Annotated in this window: 25 protein-coding genes; 24 read left to right on the plus strand and 1 reads right to left on the minus strand. The window is 35.1% G+C overall.

Translation table 11 applies throughout. The features are described 5' to 3' along the window. The first annotated feature begins 96 nt into the window (after positions 1-96). The 11 genes from allC to CCK98_RS13610 all read left to right on the plus strand — a co-directional run bounded on the left by allC (position 97) and on the right by CCK98_RS13610 (position 14,181). Positions 97-1,341, plus strand: coding sequence for an allantoate deiminase (gene allC, locus CCK98_RS13565; RefSeq protein ID WP_088087078.1), 1,245 nt, complete (start codon positions 97-99; stop codon positions 1,339-1,341). Positions 1,342-1,867: 526 nt separating this feature from the next. Then, entirely contained in the window at positions 1,868-3,331 is a 1,464-nt protein-coding gene (locus tag CCK98_RS13570) for an NAD(P)/FAD-dependent oxidoreductase (protein WP_088087079.1), read from the plus strand. Between the two features lie 734 nt (positions 3,332-4,065). Next, positions 4,066-7,596 (plus strand): hypothetical protein, encoded by a 3,531-nt coding sequence (locus CCK98_RS13575; RefSeq protein ID WP_088087080.1) that lies wholly within the window; start codon positions 4,066-4,068, stop codon positions 7,594-7,596. 52 nt (positions 7,597-7,648) lie between these two features. Then, complete coding sequence (locus CCK98_RS13580; RefSeq protein ID WP_088087081.1) at positions 7,649-8,365, plus strand: hypothetical protein; 717 nt, start codon at positions 7,649-7,651, stop codon at positions 8,363-8,365. Positions 8,366-8,657: 292 nt separating this feature from the next. Next, positions 8,658-10,334 (plus strand): hypothetical protein, encoded by a 1,677-nt coding sequence (locus CCK98_RS13585; RefSeq protein ID WP_088087082.1) that lies wholly within the window; start codon positions 8,658-8,660, stop codon positions 10,332-10,334. Positions 10,335-10,361: 27 nt separating this feature from the next. Then, positions 10,362-11,342 carry a hypothetical protein gene (locus CCK98_RS13590; protein ID WP_088087083.1) on the plus strand — a complete coding sequence of 327 codons (981 nt, stop codon included), beginning with the start codon at positions 10,362-10,364 and terminating at the stop codon, positions 11,340-11,342. Between the two features lie 471 nt (positions 11,343-11,813). Beyond that, on the plus strand, positions 11,814-12,347 hold the full coding sequence (locus tag CCK98_RS13595; protein WP_027323054.1) for a GNAT family N-acetyltransferase: 534 nt from the start codon (positions 11,814-11,816) through the stop codon (positions 12,345-12,347). A 127-nt stretch (positions 12,348-12,474) separates the two neighbouring features. Beyond that, positions 12,475-12,825: a short-chain dehydrogenase gene (locus tag CCK98_RS13600; RefSeq protein WP_142292228.1), complete on the plus strand. Its 351-nt coding sequence runs from the start codon at positions 12,475-12,477 to the stop codon at positions 12,823-12,825. A gap of 186 nt (positions 12,826-13,011) precedes the next feature. Further along, entirely contained in the window at positions 13,012-13,152 is a 141-nt protein-coding gene (locus CCK98_RS35325) for a hypothetical protein (RefSeq protein ID WP_179195792.1), read from the plus strand. A gap of 168 nt (positions 13,153-13,320) precedes the next feature. After that, positions 13,321-13,566, plus strand: coding sequence for a TA0938 family protein (locus CCK98_RS13605; RefSeq protein ID WP_088087085.1), 246 nt, complete (start codon positions 13,321-13,323; stop codon positions 13,564-13,566). A gap of 141 nt (positions 13,567-13,707) precedes the next feature. Then, the gene (locus CCK98_RS13610; protein WP_088087086.1) at positions 13,708-14,181 is read left to right on the plus strand and encodes a hypothetical protein; all 474 of its coding nucleotides are present in this window, start codon (positions 13,708-13,710) and stop codon (positions 14,179-14,181) included. Between the two features lie 345 nt (positions 14,182-14,526). Here CCK98_RS13610 and CCK98_RS13615 read toward each other — a convergent pair whose 3' ends face one another. Next, entirely contained in the window at positions 14,527-14,736 is a 210-nt protein-coding gene (locus CCK98_RS13615; protein WP_088087087.1) for a hypothetical protein, read from the minus strand. 172 nt (positions 14,737-14,908) lie between these two features. Between CCK98_RS13615 and CCK98_RS13620 the strand changes: the two genes are divergently transcribed. The 13 genes from CCK98_RS13620 to CCK98_RS35340 all read left to right on the plus strand — a co-directional run bounded on the left by CCK98_RS13620 (position 14,909) and on the right by CCK98_RS35340 (position 19,972). Next, positions 14,909-15,304, plus strand: a complete 396-nt coding sequence (locus tag CCK98_RS13620; protein ID WP_088087088.1) for a hypothetical protein — start codon at positions 14,909-14,911, stop codon at positions 15,302-15,304. Positions 15,305-15,325: 21 nt separating this feature from the next. After that, positions 15,326-15,667, plus strand: a complete 342-nt coding sequence (locus CCK98_RS13625; protein ID WP_088087089.1) for a YolD-like family protein — start codon at positions 15,326-15,328, stop codon at positions 15,665-15,667. Between the two features lie 64 nt (positions 15,668-15,731). Continuing rightward, positions 15,732-15,905 (plus strand): hypothetical protein, encoded by a 174-nt coding sequence (locus CCK98_RS35330; protein ID WP_179195793.1) that lies wholly within the window; start codon positions 15,732-15,734, stop codon positions 15,903-15,905. A gap of 381 nt (positions 15,906-16,286) precedes the next feature. Beyond that, entirely contained in the window at positions 16,287-16,469 is a 183-nt protein-coding gene (locus CCK98_RS13630; protein ID WP_088087090.1) for a hypothetical protein, read from the plus strand. 315 nt (positions 16,470-16,784) lie between these two features. Next, complete coding sequence (locus CCK98_RS13635) at positions 16,785-17,339, plus strand: hypothetical protein (RefSeq protein WP_088087091.1); 555 nt, start codon at positions 16,785-16,787, stop codon at positions 17,337-17,339. Positions 17,340-17,517: 178 nt separating this feature from the next. After that, a complete protein-coding gene (locus CCK98_RS13640) occupies positions 17,518-17,895 on the plus strand; it encodes a hypothetical protein (protein ID WP_142292152.1) in 378 nt (125 codons plus the stop codon). A 94-nt stretch (positions 17,896-17,989) separates the two neighbouring features. Continuing rightward, positions 17,990-18,241 (plus strand): hypothetical protein, encoded by a 252-nt coding sequence (locus CCK98_RS13645; RefSeq protein WP_088087093.1) that lies wholly within the window; start codon positions 17,990-17,992, stop codon positions 18,239-18,241. Further along, a complete protein-coding gene (locus CCK98_RS35335) occupies positions 18,231-18,383 on the plus strand; it encodes a hypothetical protein (protein WP_179195794.1) in 153 nt (50 codons plus the stop codon). The genes CCK98_RS13645 and CCK98_RS35335 overlap by 11 nt, the downstream gene beginning before the upstream one ends. A gap of 14 nt (positions 18,384-18,397) precedes the next feature. Next, positions 18,398-18,796, plus strand: a complete 399-nt coding sequence (locus tag CCK98_RS13650) for a hypothetical protein (protein ID WP_088087094.1) — start codon at positions 18,398-18,400, stop codon at positions 18,794-18,796. After that, entirely contained in the window at positions 18,793-19,026 is a 234-nt protein-coding gene (locus CCK98_RS13655) for a hypothetical protein (protein ID WP_088087095.1), read from the plus strand. The genes CCK98_RS13650 and CCK98_RS13655 overlap by 4 nt, the downstream gene beginning before the upstream one ends. After that, positions 19,023-19,244 (plus strand): hypothetical protein, encoded by a 222-nt coding sequence (locus tag CCK98_RS13660; RefSeq protein WP_088087096.1) that lies wholly within the window; start codon positions 19,023-19,025, stop codon positions 19,242-19,244. Before CCK98_RS13655 ends, CCK98_RS13660 begins: the two co-directional genes overlap by 4 nt. Continuing rightward, positions 19,231-19,821 carry a hypothetical protein gene (locus CCK98_RS13665; protein ID WP_142292153.1) on the plus strand — a complete coding sequence of 197 codons (591 nt, stop codon included), beginning with the start codon at positions 19,231-19,233 and terminating at the stop codon, positions 19,819-19,821. The genes CCK98_RS13660 and CCK98_RS13665 overlap by 14 nt, the downstream gene beginning before the upstream one ends. Beyond that, a complete protein-coding gene (locus CCK98_RS35340) occupies positions 19,814-19,972 on the plus strand; it encodes a hypothetical protein (protein ID WP_179195795.1) in 159 nt (52 codons plus the stop codon). The genes CCK98_RS13665 and CCK98_RS35340 overlap by 8 nt, the downstream gene beginning before the upstream one ends. Positions 19,973-20,222: the final 250 nt, after the last annotated feature.

The raw sequence follows: 20,222 nt of genomic DNA on the forward strand, positions 1-20,222 counted from the left end.
GATTCTAGAGTCTATTTTCTTTATGGAAATAGGCTTTTTTTTTAGTAAAGGAATCATAACATAACATTACATAATTATTTTTGAGGAGTGAAGTGGATGGCCATTCAAAGAGACAAAAAGTTTTTGGAAAAAGGTCATGTGGGAGTAATGATTGAATGGCTTGCTTCGTTTGGAATGACAGAGAATGGGGGTGTGACAAGACTTTTGTATTCTCCATCCTGGCTCGATGCACAGCTGGCGTTAAAAAGTAAAATGGACCAATCGAAACTAGATACGTATTTTGACAGTGTCGGAAATTTATTTGGAAGATTACCAGGTTCAGAATCAAATGGGAAAACCATCTTGACTGGATCTCACATCGATACGGTAGTCGATGGTGGAAAATACGATGGTGCCTATGGAATCATTGCCAGTTTCATCGCTGTATTAAGGCTATTTCAAACCTATGGTCTCCCAAAGAAAACGATAGAAGTCGTCTCTTTATGCGAAGAAGAAGGAAGTCGTTTTCCGCTCGCCTTTTGGGGGTCGAGAAATATCAGTGGTGCCTACAACCTTGACCGAGTGAAAAAGGTCAAGGACTCAGAAGGAATTCCATTTTTAGAAGCGATGAAACAAGCGGGGTTTGATCCGGAAAAGTATACTCCTGCAGTTCGGGATGTGGAACGGTTTGTGGAGATTCATATTGAACAAGGAATGATTCTCGAGAAAAATAAGAATCAAATCGGGATTGTGACCCATATTGTCGGACAACGCCGTTATTCGGTTCAAATCAAGGGAGAAAGTAACCACGCGGGGACGACTCCGATGCAATATCGGAAGGATGCAGTTAGCACAGCCGCCCATTTTATTTCTTTTTTAACAGAAAAAGCGCAAGTTGTTGACCCGCAATTAGTCGCAACGGTTGGAAGGTTAAACGTCAAACCGAATGTACCGAATGTAGTCGCTGGTGAGGTAGAGTTCAGCCTGGATATTCGACATCATGATGACACTGTGATGGACCATTATTGTGACGTGATTTTCGCGGAGTTTAAACGATTCGCTGAAAACTTAAATATGGAAGTGACCATCTCCCAGTGGATGGATGTAAAGCCGGTTAAGATGGATGGGGAGATGTGTATGTGGGCCCGTGAAATTGCAGAGGCGAAAAACTACCGCTATCAAGAAATGATCTCGGGTGCTGGACATGATGCCCAAGTATTTGGTGCCGTCTGTGCCACTTCCTTACTATTTGTACCGAGCCAAAATGGAATCAGCCATTCTCCAAAAGAATTTACGAGTTTGGAAGAATTAGAAACAGGGATTGAACTATTAACTGAACTTTTATATAACCTGGCCTATTAAAGGGAGATAATCATCATACAAAGGCCACTTCGATGATTACGAAATGATTCTAGATCGATAAATATGAAAGAAAAAAAGGTGCAGCTCGTTATTGGTTCACATCATGGAGCGTGGCACCTTTTTTTCCTTTTTGAATAAACGGCTGGGTCTTACATTTACTGTAAGATCCTTTTATTTTGCATTTGAGTAAATAAAGGGGTCTTACATTTACCGTGAGGCTGTTCTTTTTTGCATTTGGGTAAATGAAGGGGTCTTACATTTACCGTGAGCCAGTTCTTTTTTGAATTTGGGTAAATGAAGTACCCATCATCTGATGTTTTTTTGATATGCAAATTGACATAGAGTTTGTTCTTCCTAAATAAGATAGATTTATTGGTAAAAGTTTAGGGGGAAGAAAGTGAAAACTATTTTAATAACAGGTTCATCCTCAGTAATTGGAAAAATGTACAAGATTTAGTACTTAAATCCATCCTCCAGAATATCTTTTTACGTAGATATGGCTTGATTTTATTAAAGGAGCGATATGATGGAGAACTTTGATGTCATTATGATTGGCAGCGGCCATAATGCTTTAATTACGGCTGCCTATTTAACGCGCGCGGGCCGCAGTGTCCTAGTTTTAGAAAAAAATGATCGCCCTGGCGGATTTCTGCGCACCGAAGAGCTGACGCTGCCAGGTTTTAAACATGATGTGTTTGCTGCTGCACATCCTCTCTTTACAACCGGACCAGCCTACGCTGAACTAAGAGAGGATCTAGAGGCACGCGGGCTCCGATACATAAATACGGACCTGCCGACCGGTGTTTCGATGGAAGACGGACGAACGGCTGTCCTGCCGAGTTCATTTGAAGGGCTCATAGCTGAGGCGGAACGGCTGGCTCCCGGAGACGGTGCAGCACTGGCCAGCATGTTTGAACAGTTAAATCCATATGTTAACGATGTATTTGGATTATTCAATATGGATCTCTCCAGTCCTGAAGCTGCACCGATCCTGAAGCGCTTGCTTCACGAAGGGGGCGGGGCGGGATATTCGCCTTTTGCTGCCTGGCTAGTTTCAACCGCCCGTAATACCGTCAGTTCTTTAAAGTCACCAGTGACACGGGCGATGCTGGCCTCCTGGGTTACACACCTTGGCCGCACGCCGGATGAAGTCGGAAGCGGGATTTGGGTACCGCTGACCGTGATGGCACTGATGGGCGGCGGAATGCCGATACCTGAAGGCGGCAGTGAGAAACTGGCTCAAGCATTATCTCAACTGATAAAGGATCAAGGCGGCGAGATTCTTACGCATACTCATGTCGAGCGGATCTTAGTGGAGAACGGTCGAGCGGTTGGTGTCCGAACTTCAAAGGGGAAAAAATATCGTGCTAAGCAGGCAGTCGTGGCCTCAACCACACCTGATCAGCTCTATCTCTCGCTCTTGGCCGATACGGAGATTTCACCACCACTTCGAGCACAAGCGAAACAGTATCGATACGGCCGAGGCTGCGTCCAAATTCATCTAGCGCTAAGTGAGCCGCCAAACTGGCCAGATAAACGGTTTAACCGTGTCGGGCAGCCGCATCTAACAGATGGACTGGACGGATTCACTCTAGCGATTGCCCAGGGGGCGGCCAATCTGCTTCCGTCCAACCCTACCTTTACGGTCGATTGTTCTACCAACCTCGATTCAACGAGAGCACCGGAAGGAAAAGCAATCATGCGCATTCAAGTGCTGGAAGTGCCCATCCGTCCGCGTAGGGATGCGGCTAACCTTATCGATGTCGGAGATGGTACATGGACGCATGATTTAACCGAGCGGTTCACAGAACGCGTCCTAAATGTGGTGAGCAAACATATACCAAACATCCCAAGTGCGGTGATCGGAAAATACGTCGTCACACCGGATACGATTGCCAGGTTTAACCCGAACTCAGGACCCGGGGATCCCTACGGCGGTGCGCACGATTTGGCGCAAAGCTATCTTTTTAGACCATTACCAGGGCTGTAACTTGAAGCATAATATTGCCGCAGTGGCAAGCTTATGCTTCAAAGTAAATTAGGCAAATATATGCTTCAAATATCATTTTACATTGTGCTAGATAATTTATATCCCTTATTTTCCTCGATGTATTGCCTATCTTTATTATTCCTCACACTCATATTGTATTACCAGTTTGGAGAACCAAAAGCATTGAACTGTTTAACATTAGAAAGGGTCGAAACCCTTAAACATATTTTAAGAATGGAGATCATATTAGAAGAACATCAGAATACATAATCAATCTTTTATGCAACGACACAATTTAACATACAACAATTAAACAATGAAAGGTAATATAGGGTTTTATAATTTATAAGAAGTACTACACAAAAAGAGAGTGCTAGTGTTATCCTTTCAGTATTTCTATGCTTTTAAAAATTAAGTGGGATATTAAATAAAATTTAACTATATGGATTAATCTCAATAAATGAATTTGAAGAAAAAGTTCTGAAAGTAAAATAAACATTTAAATATCCCTCATATAAATCGATAGGATTAACTGTCCTCTCGGTTTTTTTAATATAAATAATAAAAACAATTTAATATGAAGGGGAATTAGTTAAATAGACCTCTTAGAAGACCTCTTCAAACAACAACCATTTACTTGTTTTGGGCAAATAGTGATTGTTTGTAATTACCAGAGAAATTCGTTTAATAGTATAATGGTATTATGTGTAACCAATTAGAGAAAAGGTGACTAAATGGATCCATTATTAAAAAGTTTAGGAACTGCATTTTTTTCATTTGCACAACCTCGAATAAAAAATTCAAAAGTTGTTAGAGATTTTAGAAAGAGATGGTTAAAAGATAATTACGCCTTAAAAACTACCCTTATGTTTAAAGCTGGGGTAGACGATGCCAAGGCACTATTAGAACTGCCAGAAGGTCTTATTAAAGAATTGCTAGAGGATATTAGCATTAGAAATGAAATCTTTAGATGGATTATTGAAGGAGTTTCATATGAAGATTTTTCTGACGATTCCTTAGAGTTAGAGTCTTATTTTGAAAACTATCCTGATGAAAAGGAAAAGATTATTCCGTTTCTAAAGTTAATCCTCGATAATATTATTGAGTATAAAGAGATACACTGGGATCCTGAAATTCTAAATATATTAAATGGAATCGATGTAATTAAAAACGAGATGCGTAATGGTTTTTATCGCCTAAAACAACAACAAGTAAATCAAGAAAATAAAATCAACGAAAATATGCAGGCTTTGTTTGAAAATTATCTAGGTTCTGTTGGATTTGAAGATTTACAAGAACTCTTGAACGAAGGGAAAATTATTACTGCAAGGAAAAAAGCTGAAGAACGTCTAAAGCATGCAAAAAAATCTGTTGAAAAATTAGAGTTAAACGCACTCATTGCTAACAGTTATTTATGTCTAGGTTATGAAAAAGAAGCAATTCCATTCTTGTATGGGGCACTTGCGGAATGTGAAGATAATTCACGAAAAAACCGACTCAACACTCTCATTCATTTGATAAATAATGAATTAGATCAGGCAGGTAAACTAGTGGAACTAAATATACAGAACGATGGATATACAGAGAAAAATGTACAATTATTGTTAAACATTTTTTTACAACAACGTGATTATGAGACAGGTCTTTCATTACTCGACAAGCATCCATTCTCAGCCTTGGAAAGTGTAAAAGCGAATATATTGTTAAGTTTAAGTCGATATGAAGAAGTTATAGCAATTGCTGAAAGACAATTAGAAGAAAAACCAGATTCCAAGGAATGGCTTCTTATTAAAGCGGATGCAACCGTTCTAAAAATGGAACTTTCCGTCTTAAATGGAGGTTCGTTAGATCCTAAACAAACTTTACGTGAAGTAATAATGGATTTAGAAACGATTGAAAAAGAAAATGAGAATTCTAGACAATTGCAAAGAGTAAAAGCTCTAAAAGCAGGCTTATATTTTCGGAATAAGCAATTTAGGCAGGCTGCGGTTTATTTTCACGAACTTTATTCTGAGGAACCAAGTAAGGAAAATGAACAATATTTTAATAATGCAATTTGGTCTTATTTCCAAAGTGGTGATATAGATAGTGCAATTAAATTACTTGAACAAATCTTGGCTGAAGGGAAGGAGTCTCCTCAATACGAGGAAGAAAATGCTGTATTTCTAGCTAGGTTGAATTTAAGTGAAGGGAGTCCTTATGATGCAATTAAAGTCTTAGAGACTTTCTTCGACAATATTACAGGGCAAGAACCGATGGATTATTACTTTGTTAAATTGGAAGCTCTGTTTTTATTATTAAAAACAACCGAAATGGAGTCCTTTATTAAAGAGGTTGAACAAAATATATCAATAACTATTGCATATGTTTTACAGGGATTTTTAGCCTTTTTGAAACATGATTGGGATGAGGCTTGCGATTTATTTAATAAGGCGATAGAAAATAAAGATGATGATGATACAGCAGTATCAGTAAAGCCCCTATTAATCGATGCTTATATGAATAGGGGAAAAAAAGAGGATCAGCAAGTTGTTATTAAACTTATTACAACTCTAAAGCACTGGAAACAACATGAGCGTCTGGTTCGACAATACATTGAGGCACTTTACAATTTGGGTGATTACGCAGAAATTTTAAATTTTTATCATAACGAATCTAATGAGCCACCTGTCTTTTTACAAGAAGTCGTTGCAGCTATTTATTCGGAAAATAAATGGTTTGATAAATCCAAGGAAATGTTCCAATCACTTTATCATAAGACTCAAAACATTAAGTTTTTAATAAGATTTGCTGAATGCTTGTTCCATCTTGGACAGACTCAGGAATGTTTTAATACACTCTCATTTGCAGAGAAAAAAATACAGGAAAATGCTTCAGTTCAAGATTTTAATTTAATGACACACGCATATAAAACACTGGGATATTATGAAAAAGCATTGGAATTTGCGTACAAAACGTTTAAGCTTGGGCAGGATAGACCCGAAGTATGGAGATCCTATTTCAGTGAATTTATAATGCTGTCTACAATTGTACCTGAAGAAATTATGAAAAAAGAATATATTGATGCTTACCATGAGGTTTTAAGTCAGTTTAACAAAAAGTTCCCTGACGAGAGACCTCCATTTGAACAATATAAAGTAATAGAGGAAGGTGGAGGAATTTCGGAAGAATTTATAAACAAATTAAAAGAGATTTCGGAAGGACAAGCCCATTTGGTGTCAGTTTATAATGAGCACAGAATGAGCTTAGAAATGTTCAGGCAATTAACCAATAAAAAACCTTTTGAACTATGGGCTAGTATTATCAATCAACCAAATCTTCATATTTGGGTAAATCATACTGGGAGCATTGAAGAGGCTTTTAGCGGTGTCAAAGTGGCAAGAAAATCACGTCAGGTACTATGTGACTTGTTTTCTCTTTTTACTCTTAATTACCTAGATTTACTTGATCAACTTTCGGAATTGTACGATCTATATATTACGCAGGAACAGTATGAAACATTATTTATTGAGTATCAACAATTAAGATTGTCTCAGCCCAAAGGGGTTCAGACAATAGCCTATTATGAAGGGAATTTGGTTAGGGATGAAGCCACTCCTGAGCAGGTTAACCAAACCATACAACTTATGGACAAAATTTTAAAATGGATTGATCTGCACTGTACAAAGGTGGGAAGTGCCTTAATAAGTCCAAGGAATGATGATGAAAAGGAACTATTAAATACTATCGATGATTCTTTAAAATTGTGCATGGAATTTTCGTATAATATGCTTGTTGATAGCTTTTTAATAAAAGATTATTCGAAAGAACGTTATAATGTTGAGATCTTTTCAGTAGTTGATTTGATTTCTTCGCTGAATGCAAGAAAGGAAATATCAGATGAAAAATTTATTGAAGCTATCGGAAAGTTAATCATTATTGGTTATCGTTATATTACCGCTGGTGAGAAGGTCTATCGGTATTTTTTAACTAAAAATGAAATTTTCATATCTGGTGAAACAGAACGATTATTTGATTATCTTAAAGAACATGACATTCATTATGAATATGCTTTCTCCATTATAATAGACTTACTAATTTGGCTGTGGGAAGAAGACAAGGACAATAAGAGTGCTGTCACCAAATACTTATGTGAATTAATTTTGAATAAGACAAATGGAATTGAACTTTTAGAAAAGCTGCCAATGATGCTACAAGAAGCAGGAATTTTAGAACCACAAAGTATCAAAAATTTGAACGAAATAATCAGAACAGTGCTAAATTGATTTAAAAATCGGCTCTATATTTTTTGTTTGAACCAATTATTAGGGGTTAAAAATGTTATCTAAATTAAAAGGAATAGATGTTGCATTATATATTTTCTTATTAACAGGCTTTGGTTATCTTACGGCCTTTTTGTTCGGCTGGGGCTACAACAGTTATTTCGGAATTCCAATATCCTTTATCGATTTATCAGTAGCCAATGTAACGAAAAGCATCGCTCTTCTTGGAGTATTTTTTACGTTTATTGTGATGTATGTGACATTTTTTCAAGAAAAGAGCGATATAAAGACCTTGTTTACAAAGTTATTTTCTATAAACGTGACGAATAGGAACTGGAACATATCGTTACAAATCCTGTGTATGGTAGGTATTATCTTTTTTTTATTTGGTTGGTTTATCGTTAAAGAAGCAACAAGAATTAACTTCATTGGGATAGTTTTGTTGTTTGGGATGGGTTTTTGTCATTTAAAAAAATTCGAAAAATTGTTCTTGGCTGTATGGGTGATATTAATGCTCATAATACCCTATATGGTTGGAGTATCATATGCAATGAAACAACATGAGTTCTATTTAGTTGGCAACACAACTGATTACTTGGTGATTGATTTTTACAATGATAAAGCAATAGCAGCCAAGTTTAATAAGAAGCAAAAAGTCTTATATCCCAACTTTAAATTGATTACAGTGGATTCAATAGCTGAACATAAAAATAATTTAAGACTGGTAAGAGTAGATAAATTAAAAATTGAACGAGTTTATTCGATCAAATAACCAAGAAGAAAATGACAGACAATTGAATGTATTATGAGAAACAGTGGAAATAGTCAACCGCTGTTTTTTGTTTAAAAATATATTATTATAAAAGTTTCACGTGGAACATATGTTCTTGTGTTGCGTACTATTTTAGTTCGAGGCTATGCGATCAAGTTATGCCCTAATATTGTGCTAATGCTGTGATCTATCCGCTGATGCCAAAGGAACTTACTATAGAATCATTGTAAAGATATAGTAAAATTGGTTATTATTATTTTGGTACATAAATACTAGAATGAGGGGTGGCAGTATGTTAAAACACGTTAAAGTAATAGCCACTAATGAAGAGATATTAGGGAACAAAAAACCTAAAGCTGAAATTCAGGAACTGATATTTAGGTTGCCTCTATTATCAATATTTGTACTACTGTCACAAATTTCTTCAAACGAAGTAGACGAAAATGTATTGAAGAAAGAGTTTAAAGAAACATACATTGGATTGTTAAATAAGCAGTTTGATGGCAATCCCCCTCCAAAAGTGGTCAGTGAAAGAGTATATACAACCTTATTGGACAAGTTTAATAAAACTCTTGAAAATGCCCTATTCCCTCAACAGAGTATTCTTCAGCTATGGAAATGGGTATTGGCCTATGGAGATCCTGAGAAGATTGATCTTTACCAAGAGAACGGTTGTTTAACACAAATATGTTACCTGGCTTTATTAGTGAATGATCATCTCGATCAACCAAACCAGCGTGTTTCAAATGAACAACTCTATGCATACTTATTTAGCAATACTGTATTTAACAATGAAGATAATTTGTTTACCACTATCGCTCGCACGGTTATGATTTATTCAGATATTGCAAAGAACAAAGAATTATATAATAACAAAGAATTTCTGGACATTAATGAAGATTTTTATAGGGTGAATGGTTACAAGATTAAGGAATATATTGCGGTTATTTACAGTTTGATTGTTGTGTTTCTTAAACCAAAAGATTTGGGCTTGAATTGGACTCAGCACAAAGAGGAAATGTTATCGCATACAAAATTAGCCCCATTAGCAAGAGAAATCATCAACTCTATAATTGTGGATTATGAAACAATCTCTAAATGGGCAAAGCAAGAATTGGATTCTATTTGGGACTTTACCGAATTTAGAAAGAAGCCTCTATTATTATTGGAAAATGAACAATTTCTCCCTTTTAGCTTGAAATTGTTAAATGAACAATTATTTAATGGTCTATTTCATAAAGTTAGACACATTTATCCTGATAAGGATACAAGGTTCCTTTCGTTTTTTGGGAAACCCTTCGAAAAATATACACAGATTTTGCTCAGAGAATCCATTAATCAATCAAAACTACCTTATGTGTTTCTTCCTGAGTTTACATATGGCAAAGCAGGGGTGAAACATTCCCCCGATATTATGCTCAGGCTTAACAACAAACTGTTGGCAATAGAAGTAAAAAGTTATAGAGTTTCATTACCTTCAGCAGCTGAGGCAAATGTAGAATCAATAAAAAAGGATACTAACAAGATGATTATTGCTCCACTCAAACAGGTTCATGATCGAGTTAATGAATTGAGGGAGTTAGGGCACGAATCATTAAAAGGTATTGATGAAATATATTTAATGGTGGTTAACCAGGGGTATTTTCCTACTCTCAAACCTTACGAAGGTATAATACAAGAAAATTTGTCGAGCCATTTTTCAGTACCGATAAAGGGGTATTATCATCTCGATATTGAAGAGTTTGAAATGCTTTGTATGCTTATAGAGCGGAAGAGGCCGATATTTAATATGCTAAACAATAAAAGTCTCGAAACAAATAGATATTTGCCTTTTAAAGTTTTCCTAAAAGAAAACTCCTATCATCTTAAGAAAAATACCATTCATAAGAACCAATTTATAAAAATAATAGATGAGATTGGAAATATGCTTTTTGATGACTTTAGCGTTGAAGTAAATAAGTTTCATTAAGGGAATTACCTAATAGGGGGAGAGCGTATGTATATATTAAAAAATGTACCTGATAAGTTATTTTCACCTGAGTATTATATGGAGACTGAGGGGTACGATATTCGGCTAGCAGTTTTAAAGATGAATGATTTCTTAGAGACACTTGGGGATGCATATATTGGCTTAACTTATGCAAATCCAGAGGAACATCCCAATATTAACGAATTGGAATTAGCTTTTATTCGGCGAATTCATTTAAGACATGCTGTTATCGATTTAAATAATTGTTTTGATTTACTACTTCAAATTTCTTGGTTCTTTTATCGTATTTGGAATGAATTCAACCCAGGAGGAAGTCTTTATCAACCCAATCGATTAAATAATGGAAAAGATTGGAGCGGGAATCCAATAACAATTATAAGGAATAATGACGGTTGGGTAGAGACTGCGGAAGAGTCATGTTCTTTAAAAAAGGTGTTAAACTATTTTAGTGCTCAAAATGATCCAGCCCTTTTAAATTTAATACAAACCTTTGAAAGTTTTAAGAACACAAATATCTTTAATTCTTCTAAGTCGTTTACAGTTCGAACAATTGCAAATCAAATCAAGCATAAACATAGTTTAAAAGTTAAAGAAATCAACAAACCGTTTGATTTTAATGTTGATACCCCACAAGGAAAGACTAATCTTAGAGACAACAAAATGGGGTTAGCATGTACTATACCTTTCTTTGATGAAGCTGCTCCTAATACTGTTGTAGGAAATTTAAAAATGGAATTTAAGGATGATTTATATATCGATATAGAATACAATTCAGGTGAAAAATTCAGAGCAAAGGATTATATAAAAAACGAATCTCTATATAGTTTAGATGAGATTCATAAAGAATTAATAAATTATGCAAACGATATTATTGATTTATTTGAAGATGTGAGTAAGTTAATTGATGCACATTTGGAATTCAATCCACTGCTAGAGTCAGCAAAATTCAAAAGCACCTCCTTAAATTTAGATAAGTTCTTTAAGTGATACTCTGGACAAAAAAGAGAGAGATAATAAATTATAACGGGTTCCGTTTCCTATCACAAACATTAAAAATGTAGGTTAAAATGAGTGCCAATTTGTATATGCAATTGACACTCATTTTTTATTGGTTTAAAGCCATTTGTGTGGAAATTACATAAAAATTTGTATAGGAAAATGCACCCCAAAATGTAGGGGTACAACAGCCATTGTACCCTTACATTTTTACCCTCAATTTGATATACAAATTGGCTTACAAAAAATACTTAGAAAGCACATATAATTGGATATATACGTTAAGCTGAAATAAAGTTTGTGAAATAATGTACTCACGCTAACGAAGCAGGTTAGTGGAAGAAGCACATATAAAAAAATACCATTATCTGCTAATATGGAGGGAAGTAATTATTTGAATTTGAGGAATAATTACAGTTCTAACTGAAATTTAAACAGATAAACAAAAAGGGAGAGAAAAAGGTGTTTCCTATATTAAAAACAGAAAGATTACTATTAAGAGAAATAACAAAAGATGATGCAAAAGACATATTTGCTTGTTTTTCTAATGAGAATGTAACACGTTATTATGGACAAGAAACATTAGAGGATATAAAACAAGCGGAAACATTCGTTGATTTTTTTGCAAAAAGTTTTACAGAAAAAAGGGGCATACGGTGGGGAATTGAAAGAAAAGGAACTCAAGGAATAATTGGAACCATTGGCTTTAATGCCTGGTCGCCTAAACATAAACGTGCGGAAATAGGTTATGAAATTCATCCCGAACAATGGAGAAAGGGATATACCTCGGAAGCAGTATCGAAAGTCCTTCAATATGGCTTTGATGAATTAGGTCTTACTCGCTTAGGAGCTGTCGTTTTTATAGATAACGAAGCATCTAATAATTTGCTAACTAAAGTTGGATTTCAAAAAGAAGGTGTCCTAAGGGATTATATGTATCAAAATGGTAAAGCACACGATACATATGTCTACTCAATTCTTAAAAATAGTAAATAAGATTGGCTTATTAAAGTAACGGGTGCAAGAGTTTAATATCCAGCTGCCATCTTGTTAATGGCTTTTATTATTAGACTAAAGGGCAATTTAGTGCAATAAGCATTTTACTATGTGTATCAGGAGGTCGATAATAATGCCTGTTCATGAATTTGGAATAATTGATAATATTGAAAATGTGAAAAGAAATATTGGTTATGAACCACAAAAATATAATTGTATTTCTGTTGATGATGAAATTATTATTCACTTAAATGACCATTTTTCTATAATGAGAACCTACTTTCATTCGCTTGAACGCCCTGAGTTTGGGTTAGCTTACTGGGGAATTACAATTATTCCACCTGAATCTTTATCAATGTTTTATGATGTGATTACATCTTCAACGATATATAAAAATTCTGCTGAACTTAATCAGTTAGCTTCTAAAATAATAAAGGCTAAAGAGGAAAATAAGTACATGATACACTTTGGAATATAATCCTTTTGTGAAGGAATGTACTTAAACTAAAGGGTGCTTTTCTTACGTAAGAAATGCAATTATTATAAAATTAATTTAGATTGAAATGGTAATTTTTGGTAAGTGAAATTAATCACTTCCTTTTTCTATTTTAAGTTATAATATAATTAATTAAATGATTAGGTCTTTTGTCAGGGGGCATTATAATTGAATATTGGTGACATAGTTATTTTCAATGAAGAAAAATTTAAAATTCATTGGTTATATGAAAGTGGATATTGTGAAATAAAAAATATTGAAAACACTAGAAATGAACTTGTACACGTTTCAGAAATTCAACAGTATTAAAACTTTAAAATTTAACAAATGTTACCTCTTCTTCAACTAAAGGGTGCTTTACTTTTACAACAATGGGGCTGTTTTCGGCAGTCCTTTTTTCTCTTTATTCAACTAACGAAGCAGGTTAGTGGAAGAAGGATTATGATATAAGTAGTATGTTCAAAGGGTGATTTAAAAATGGAAAATTATAAAAATAAAGTTGCTTGGTGTCCGATTTGTTCTCAGGGTTGGGTGGAGATAGTAAAAGATGTTGAAACTGATGAACTATTTGTGATGTGTGATGAGTGTGATAATGAATGGAATAACCCAACAGAGGTAAAATCACAGAAAGCACGAACGGAAATCAAAGATAATCGAGTAACAATACCAACAGATGAAGAAGTTCGAAGTATCAAATGGGAGAAGTATATTATAAATGATTAATATCTAATTAAACAGGTGCTTTTGCTAAGGATAATGTTCGATGCGGCGGCTTTTTTCTTGTTCCACTAACGGAGCAGAATAGTTAAATAACGAAGGAGATATAATAAGTTAAATGATTATTTTTGGATAGGGGGTAGTAATATGTCAATGAAAAATCAGTGGGTATTTAATATTGCAATGATAATACTCTCATGGCTAACAATGCCTCTGTTAGGAAGGCTGAATATAAAGAGATTTTTACCAGCCTCTATCCTTGGAGTTCTATTATGTTTTATAGATGTTCCAATTGGAAAACGACGCAGATGGTGGTCTTTTAATAATAAACCACAGTCCTTTATTCAAAATGAATTTCCTTTTCTCCTAGGTCCAATGTTAATGGTAGGATTATGGACATTAAATTGGGCATACGGAAATTTTAAAAAGTTTATTATGTTAAATGCTATTTTCCATGCAATTTTTGCATTTCCAATTACAAGAATATTTACAAAATTAAAACTCTATAAATTAGTTCGATTAAACGAATTTCAATTTTTTCTATATTTCTTTTACAAGGCTTTTTTCTTATATGGATTTCAATACCTTTTTGAAAAATACAAAAAAACTAATGCTTATTAAAGTAACGGGTGCGATTCTTCAAAATGAAGGTCGCCTTTTTTCTTATTCCAAAAGAAAGATTGTGAAATGTTGTACTTAAACTATCGGGTGCGTTTGTTCAACAAGCTACCAAAAATGGATATTAAAAATCGGCTCAGTATGTGAACTGAGCCGATTTATTTTTTATTTGCAAAACCAGATACAAAAGGCAGTACAAATTAGGCTACATTTTCGATTGCATTTTCGAGTATTGTGACAGGTAACAGAACCCGTTAAATAAATTATCATCTCTCTTTTTTGTCCAATATTGAACTTTTATGAAATTTTTTAATTTATAAACGCCCTATGAACCAATCGTATTCCAGTTTAACTCAAACGACCATTCATTTCTTTCTTAATTTTTTGCAACTCCTCAAAAATTGTGGCCCCATTTTCTTCGTAATCCGCCACTAGATGACAAATCGCCATTAGGCTTAATTGATTCATTGAATAGCCTGTTTCATCGTGCAGATCTCGTAGTCTATCTTTTAACTTTGGAGGAAGATAAATTCCAAACCTTTCCCGATTATCCGTCAATATTCATCACCCTCTAGGCCTTTATTTATATGAAATTTCTTACTAACATCATAACACAAACATACGTTCTGTATCAATAAAATTCCATTAGTTATTGCAGGTTCGCCAATCTCTATTAAACGCAAAATAACACTATTTAGTGCTATGTACTAGGAACGTACGTTCTTATAAAATGAAAGTAAGGCAGCATACATTAATAGAAAGGGGGACAAACGAAATCGAGACTGAAAATCATTTTTTAAAATTTTCATCTATGAGGCCATATCAAAACCAGGACAGTAGAGGACTTTATATTTGGGGCCTTTACGGAGAAAAGGAAGACGAAGATTACATTTACTTCTTTTTCCTTAAAGTCACAGAAGAATTTGAAGTTCGAAATAAGGAATGTTTAAAGAGGAGAAGCGATGAATGGTTGGATAGTCGAGGAAAGAGGGTTGATCACACAACGATTTTCGTACCGATGAATGAAGAAGTATTACTGGCCATTCAAGATTGGTACTTTAAAAACCTTGAACGTATCAAACAACTATTTTTTGTAAGGACTTATTCCAACCAATTTATTCATTAGTTAAGGAGGAGTAAAACAACGATGATAAGGGACCGAGGAACAAAAAAATGGACAGCCTCTTTTATGATGCCTGAACACATACGTGAATTAAAGAAAATGATGAACGAGGCAAACAAGCAACCCCGCCCTGTCCTAGATGAAATGGAGATTGAAGAAATGGAACGATTGCTGCAAAAAAGCCTTATGCAAGGCACCTTACTTCAAGTTACTACTTGGAAAGGTGGATTTTTTAATAAAAAGGTATGTCAGGTCGTTCAAATTGATTTAGTGGCTAAAACAATTGCTTTTCAAGATGAACTGCAATCCAAATTTAAAACTCCATATTTTAATATAACTAGTGTTACAGAAATGAATTCCTATTAATAGCATACAAAGGTCTAGGAACATAAAAAACGTTCATTTTCGCCCTTACATGGAGGGTTATAGGATGGAAAAGTCCGATGTCATTTTTACGCCTCAAGAAGCACTGTTATATAAAGGACTTATAAAACAGCTAAGTGAAGCAAACTCGTATCGTGAAATAAAAATGTACCAAAACAAACTTGAAAACCTCCGAGAGAAGGGAAAAATCAGAGCATTAACCAAGGAACTGAAGAGGTGAGTCCTCATACCATCTCAAATTGTTATATTTGCTTCTTATATCATCCTTGGGCTTGCTTTTGGTTATGAACTAATCGTAGAACTTGATGAGGAGATAGAAAAAGGGACCGAAGAAATTATTCATGAATTTGAAAGGTTATTAGAGGTTTGTAAACCGATTGGTGGATATAAAGTCATTATTCCATTTCTGCTGATCGTGTGCGGGATTTTTTGGCTCCCAATCATTCTTACCGTATGTTTTCGAAAATGGTTTAGAAAAAGGAAAAAGTGAGTGTGTGTAATATGTTAGCACTAACAATCATTAGTGTACTTGTCGCAGTTGGCTTTTATTATTTTTGTAATTGCATTAGTTCTCACTATAAAAAATTTCAGGAGGTAAGTCATGGGTAAAGAATGGGATGAAATAAGATTGAAAATGATGATGCAAAGGCATGAACATATGATCGAACTTATGAGGTTATCGGCTATTTCAACAACCCTTCAATATAAGCATATAACGAGCGTAGAAAAGCTTAAATTCATTGAAGAATTAACTGAAATCCCCAAAAGGAAGACTAAGAGTTAACCAATGGGATGGAATCTTTAACATTCTGACCCATTACTTCATCCTTGTTCTGGTGGGAAGGTCGAACGACTGGATACTTTTATCAATTGATTAAGAGTCTTATTTTCAGTTATGACTCTAGGCGATACGATCGTGAATGTACGTAATATAGGAAAACCAAAAGACGTACTCAAATTAGTGGGATTGAATACCGAAGAGTACTTCGAGATTGAATATTTAATAACGTATTAATTTTATTAATGTTTTTAACCATAGTTTGGGAGGATTGGTTTAAATGACCACCTTCCAAAACAAAATTGAGGAGGAAAACAAAACGTGGGGACATTTTATACACTAGGAATCATTAACAAATTCGGTGCTCAGGCAACCAAAGGGCCAACAAGATGGAACCGTGAAAATCTAGCATTAACAGAAGCTGAATGGAAGGAAGCATTAGATAAACGAATCGATACGTCAATTTTCGATTTGGAATTGCAAGAAGATGGCACGATAAAAGGCTTCCTTAAAAATAACGTATTCAAGGAAAATATCAAGGGATTCTATGAGTTCTTGCGGGAAATCCTAGGTGAGCACAGAAACGGTAACTTCGATTATTACGAAAAAGGCATGTCCGAAGATGGAGAACTCCACGATATAAACGTTGAAGACGATGATGACGGGTATTCGTACGAGTGGGCCAATGATATAAGGATATTGAACAAAGATGGTGTGGAAATTCGAATAGAATGTGAGTTTATTATGTTGTTTCTGGAAGGGAAAGTTCTAGTAGAGGAGTTCTACACGGATCCTGTGCTAATCAATTACTTGTTCCGCAATAGCAAGATTGATAATCCATTGGCTGGTGCAGTAATCAGTGCAGTGGTTGGGTAATGAGTGGTTAAAACATTCTTTGATAATGAAATAGTAAAATCATTCGCAAGACTGGTGAATACGCTCTAGAAGAGGCTCGAAAGCATGGCACCTATATCGTTTACAAGAATAAGGAAGGAGATATTGTTCGTAAATATCCCGATGGCCGAATAATTAAAGAAAGCGAGTGCGATGATTAATGGGTTTTTACACCGAAGCACGAACCAAAGAGGGTAGATTGATTGGCAGTAAGAGTTTTCAGGTCTGGAATCCGAATGTGGAACATTTCTATAAGTCACTGGGGTTGGAAAATCCTTACGGCCATTACAGCGGAGATAAAGGTGATATATCATTTACAGATGTGCAATTATTGGATGCTTATAACTATATAGAAAAAATTGAGTTTTATAGCGAGCCAACGATAGAAAAACTCGATCCGATTGTTGGCATGCTCACCATTGCTGGAGGAGTCCAAAAGCTTGACGCAAAAGCAGAAAAAGAGCGAACTCTTGAGTTCTTAGATGTTTGTACAGCAGTGGCCCTTAAAGAAGGGAGCGTCATCTTAAATATGGGTTAGGAGGACAGAAAGGTTCCAGAGGACTTATTTTTTACTACCGTTGAGGTCCGTGATGAGGAATCATTATCACGCTATGATTTGAAGGAGGACTAGAATGAGCGATAATAACAGCGATTCGCAATTGGAACTCGTAATAGAGCACCTTGAAACCGAGTATGAAAATTGGCGAAGAACATTAAATGAGCATCGTATATGGCTTGAATTGTTCGAAAGTAGTGATTCTGATTATGTAGAAGTAATCAAGGAATCAGTACAAAAATTAATGGATGAAAGTGATTATGCTTATGGATGCCTAAAAGCAGCCGAAATCTTGCGAAAACACTTGGAGGACGACAATGGACGATAAAGAATTAAAATGGTTGCAAGAAACGGCAAAAAAGTTAAATGACGAAATGATTCGCAAAGAGTATGAAGAAATGGTTAAGAATAGGCCTGAAATCGCCAAGCATTTTGCCAGCATTATTAATCCCAGGCGGGACGATAAATGAGCGGTGAATAATTTTTGATATTTGAAAAAGTAATTCGTGAAATACACAAACATTGGCATTGGAGCGATATAAGGACAGAAAGTGAAATAAGCGATTATCGTAGAGGTTACGAGCAATTAAAATTAAGTCAATTACCGCTAGAAGAACAGAGATACCAGCGTGAATTAAAACAGTTTATCGAAGAGTTAAATAATATGTCTTCGACAACCTATTTAGCAGCTCGATTAAGTGTTATCCGTGATATTGAAGATTTAATAAAAACCGAAACTAATGAAAAAGCGAAAAAAGCGTTTGGTAAAATAGTCGATGAATTTTACCGCTTGGTAAAAGATGCGAGAGTATCGGATGAATTGATGGAACAAGCACGAATTAGAGCTAGTTTACCTCCATTTAGAAAAGGTGATTACAAATGACTGCTAAAAGGGAAAAAGACATCACTAAACATCCGTTTTATATAAAGGATCCAGTCGCAAGGCAACGAGCACTCGACCAAGCTGTCGAAAGGGCGAAGGAGATTCTGTTCCCTTCGGAACCGCCGAAAGAAATCAAGTTCAAACGTGAAACACGGTTAGTATTTAACAGCGTAAAGGATTTCGATAAATTCTATAAGAAATGGAAGAAAGAACAAAAGGTGAAGAAATGAGAGAATCATATACTTATCAACTTAAATTAAGAACAGGTGATGAAGTTATTTTCACTGCTGATATTACAGCCGATGAAGTACGAATACTGCCTCAATTTGCGAATCAAGCCGAGTTCTTTAAGTTTTTCACGGAAAGAACAAAGGAAAGCGATTTACCATTCATAATTATCAAAATCATTAAGCCGCCGCTGGTAAAGGAGGACGATGATGAAAGCTGAGGACATTGTTGCAGCAATCGAATCAATGGATAATGGTGAAAGGATTAGGACGTTAAAACTGTTGCACGAAACATATTTTTATAGCAGAGAATTCCCTTCGAATTTGGAGGAAGAAGATGAAGAATTAATGGTTAAAGAAAGAGCAAAACTCCCCGAATCAGAATGGGTAGAGCATGATCCGAACCGTTATAGTACGGTTGAGGAAGTGAAGGAACGGTTTTATCCGAACAATTACAAACCTATTAAACTCACGGGAAAAGACGCTCAAGATGTCATAGACAAGCTAAACGGTAAAGTGGATCCAGAAGAAGAGAAAAAGCGGATTAAGTTTCTTGATGATTGCAAAAAGTTGTATGAGAAACATGAACGCCAACGACTGTTAGGCCAAATTGTTCCCGAAGATTACCTAGACACTGATGAAGAAATACGCAAAATCGCAGAGGAAGACGCAAATGAAGCAGATTTCATAATACCTCAAGCTCGTGAAAGATACATTGAACACTTCATTAAAGGCTATAAAGAATCGCAAGAAAAAACTTATAAACGATTAAAAGAATTGGAGAATAGCAATGAGTGACAGCCTTATTAATAGAATCGAAAAACTGGTTATCGAAGAAATGAGAGGAATATGTGGCGACATTGAAGCATTAATTGGGATGAAGTTCGCCTTAAAAATGATACAGACATTAATTGGCATAGACCTAACATTGATGTTTACTTTTACGTAGATAATGAACAGCCAAAAGAATATAAGTTTTGCCATGATTATAAGCTAAATCGGGGTCTGCTCTTAATTGAAAATAAGAGCCGAAAGCCAGTGAATTATAAAGAAATCAAAATATGGGGCAATTGGGATGGTGACGAAGCTTAGAAATGGATAAAGTAACCGATTGGGTTAAGTTTAGATAATAAAACAAAGGATAATTGGTTCAGTTTGAGAACTAATTATCTTTTTTTTGTACATAATTGAATAATTAT

Origin of the sequence: Bacillus sp. OV166, assembly GCF_900177675.1 — a bacterium.
In the GTDB taxonomy this organism is placed as follows: domain Bacteria; phylum Bacillota; class Bacilli; order Bacillales; family Cytobacillaceae; genus Neobacillus.

Excerpts from the sequence above, each read along its gene's own strand:
- allC (WP_088087078.1), top strand. The coding sequence starts at position 97 with ATGGCCATTCAAAGAGACAAAAAGTTTTTGGAAAAAGGTCATGTGGGA.
- CCK98_RS13570 (WP_088087079.1), top strand. The coding sequence starts at position 1,868 with ATGGAGAACTTTGATGTCATTATGATTGGCAGCGGCCATAATGCTTTA.
- CCK98_RS13575 (WP_088087080.1), top strand. The coding sequence starts at position 4,066 with ATGGATCCATTATTAAAAAGTTTAGGAACTGCATTTTTTTCATTTGCA.
- CCK98_RS13580 (WP_088087081.1), top strand. The coding sequence starts at position 7,649 with ATGTTATCTAAATTAAAAGGAATAGATGTTGCATTATATATTTTCTTA.
- CCK98_RS13585 (WP_088087082.1), top strand. The coding sequence starts at position 8,658 with ATGTTAAAACACGTTAAAGTAATAGCCACTAATGAAGAGATATTAGGG.
- CCK98_RS13590 (WP_088087083.1), top strand. The coding sequence starts at position 10,362 with ATGTATATATTAAAAAATGTACCTGATAAGTTATTTTCACCTGAGTAT.
- CCK98_RS13605 (WP_088087085.1), top strand. The coding sequence starts at position 13,321 with ATGGAAAATTATAAAAATAAAGTTGCTTGGTGTCCGATTTGTTCTCAG.
- CCK98_RS13610 (WP_088087086.1), top strand. The coding sequence starts at position 13,708 with ATGTCAATGAAAAATCAGTGGGTATTTAATATTGCAATGATAATACTC.
- CCK98_RS13620 (WP_088087088.1), top strand. The coding sequence starts at position 14,909 with ATGAAAGTAAGGCAGCATACATTAATAGAAAGGGGGACAAACGAAATC.
- CCK98_RS13625 (WP_088087089.1), top strand. The coding sequence starts at position 15,326 with ATGATAAGGGACCGAGGAACAAAAAAATGGACAGCCTCTTTTATGATG.
- CCK98_RS35330 (WP_179195793.1), top strand. The coding sequence starts at position 15,732 with ATGGAAAAGTCCGATGTCATTTTTACGCCTCAAGAAGCACTGTTATAT.
- CCK98_RS13630 (WP_088087090.1), top strand. The coding sequence starts at position 16,287 with ATGGGTAAAGAATGGGATGAAATAAGATTGAAAATGATGATGCAAAGG.
- CCK98_RS13640 (WP_142292152.1), top strand. The coding sequence starts at position 17,518 with ATGGGTTTTTACACCGAAGCACGAACCAAAGAGGGTAGATTGATTGGC.
- CCK98_RS13645 (WP_088087093.1), top strand. The coding sequence starts at position 17,990 with ATGAGCGATAATAACAGCGATTCGCAATTGGAACTCGTAATAGAGCAC.
- CCK98_RS35335 (WP_179195794.1), top strand. The coding sequence starts at position 18,231 with ATGGACGATAAAGAATTAAAATGGTTGCAAGAAACGGCAAAAAAGTTA.
- CCK98_RS13655 (WP_088087095.1), top strand. The coding sequence starts at position 18,793 with ATGACTGCTAAAAGGGAAAAAGACATCACTAAACATCCGTTTTATATA.
- CCK98_RS13660 (WP_088087096.1), top strand. The coding sequence starts at position 19,023 with ATGAGAGAATCATATACTTATCAACTTAAATTAAGAACAGGTGATGAA.
- CCK98_RS13665 (WP_142292153.1), top strand. The coding sequence starts at position 19,231 with ATGATGAAAGCTGAGGACATTGTTGCAGCAATCGAATCAATGGATAAT.
- CCK98_RS35340 (WP_179195795.1), top strand. The coding sequence starts at position 19,814 with ATGAGTGACAGCCTTATTAATAGAATCGAAAAACTGGTTATCGAAGAA.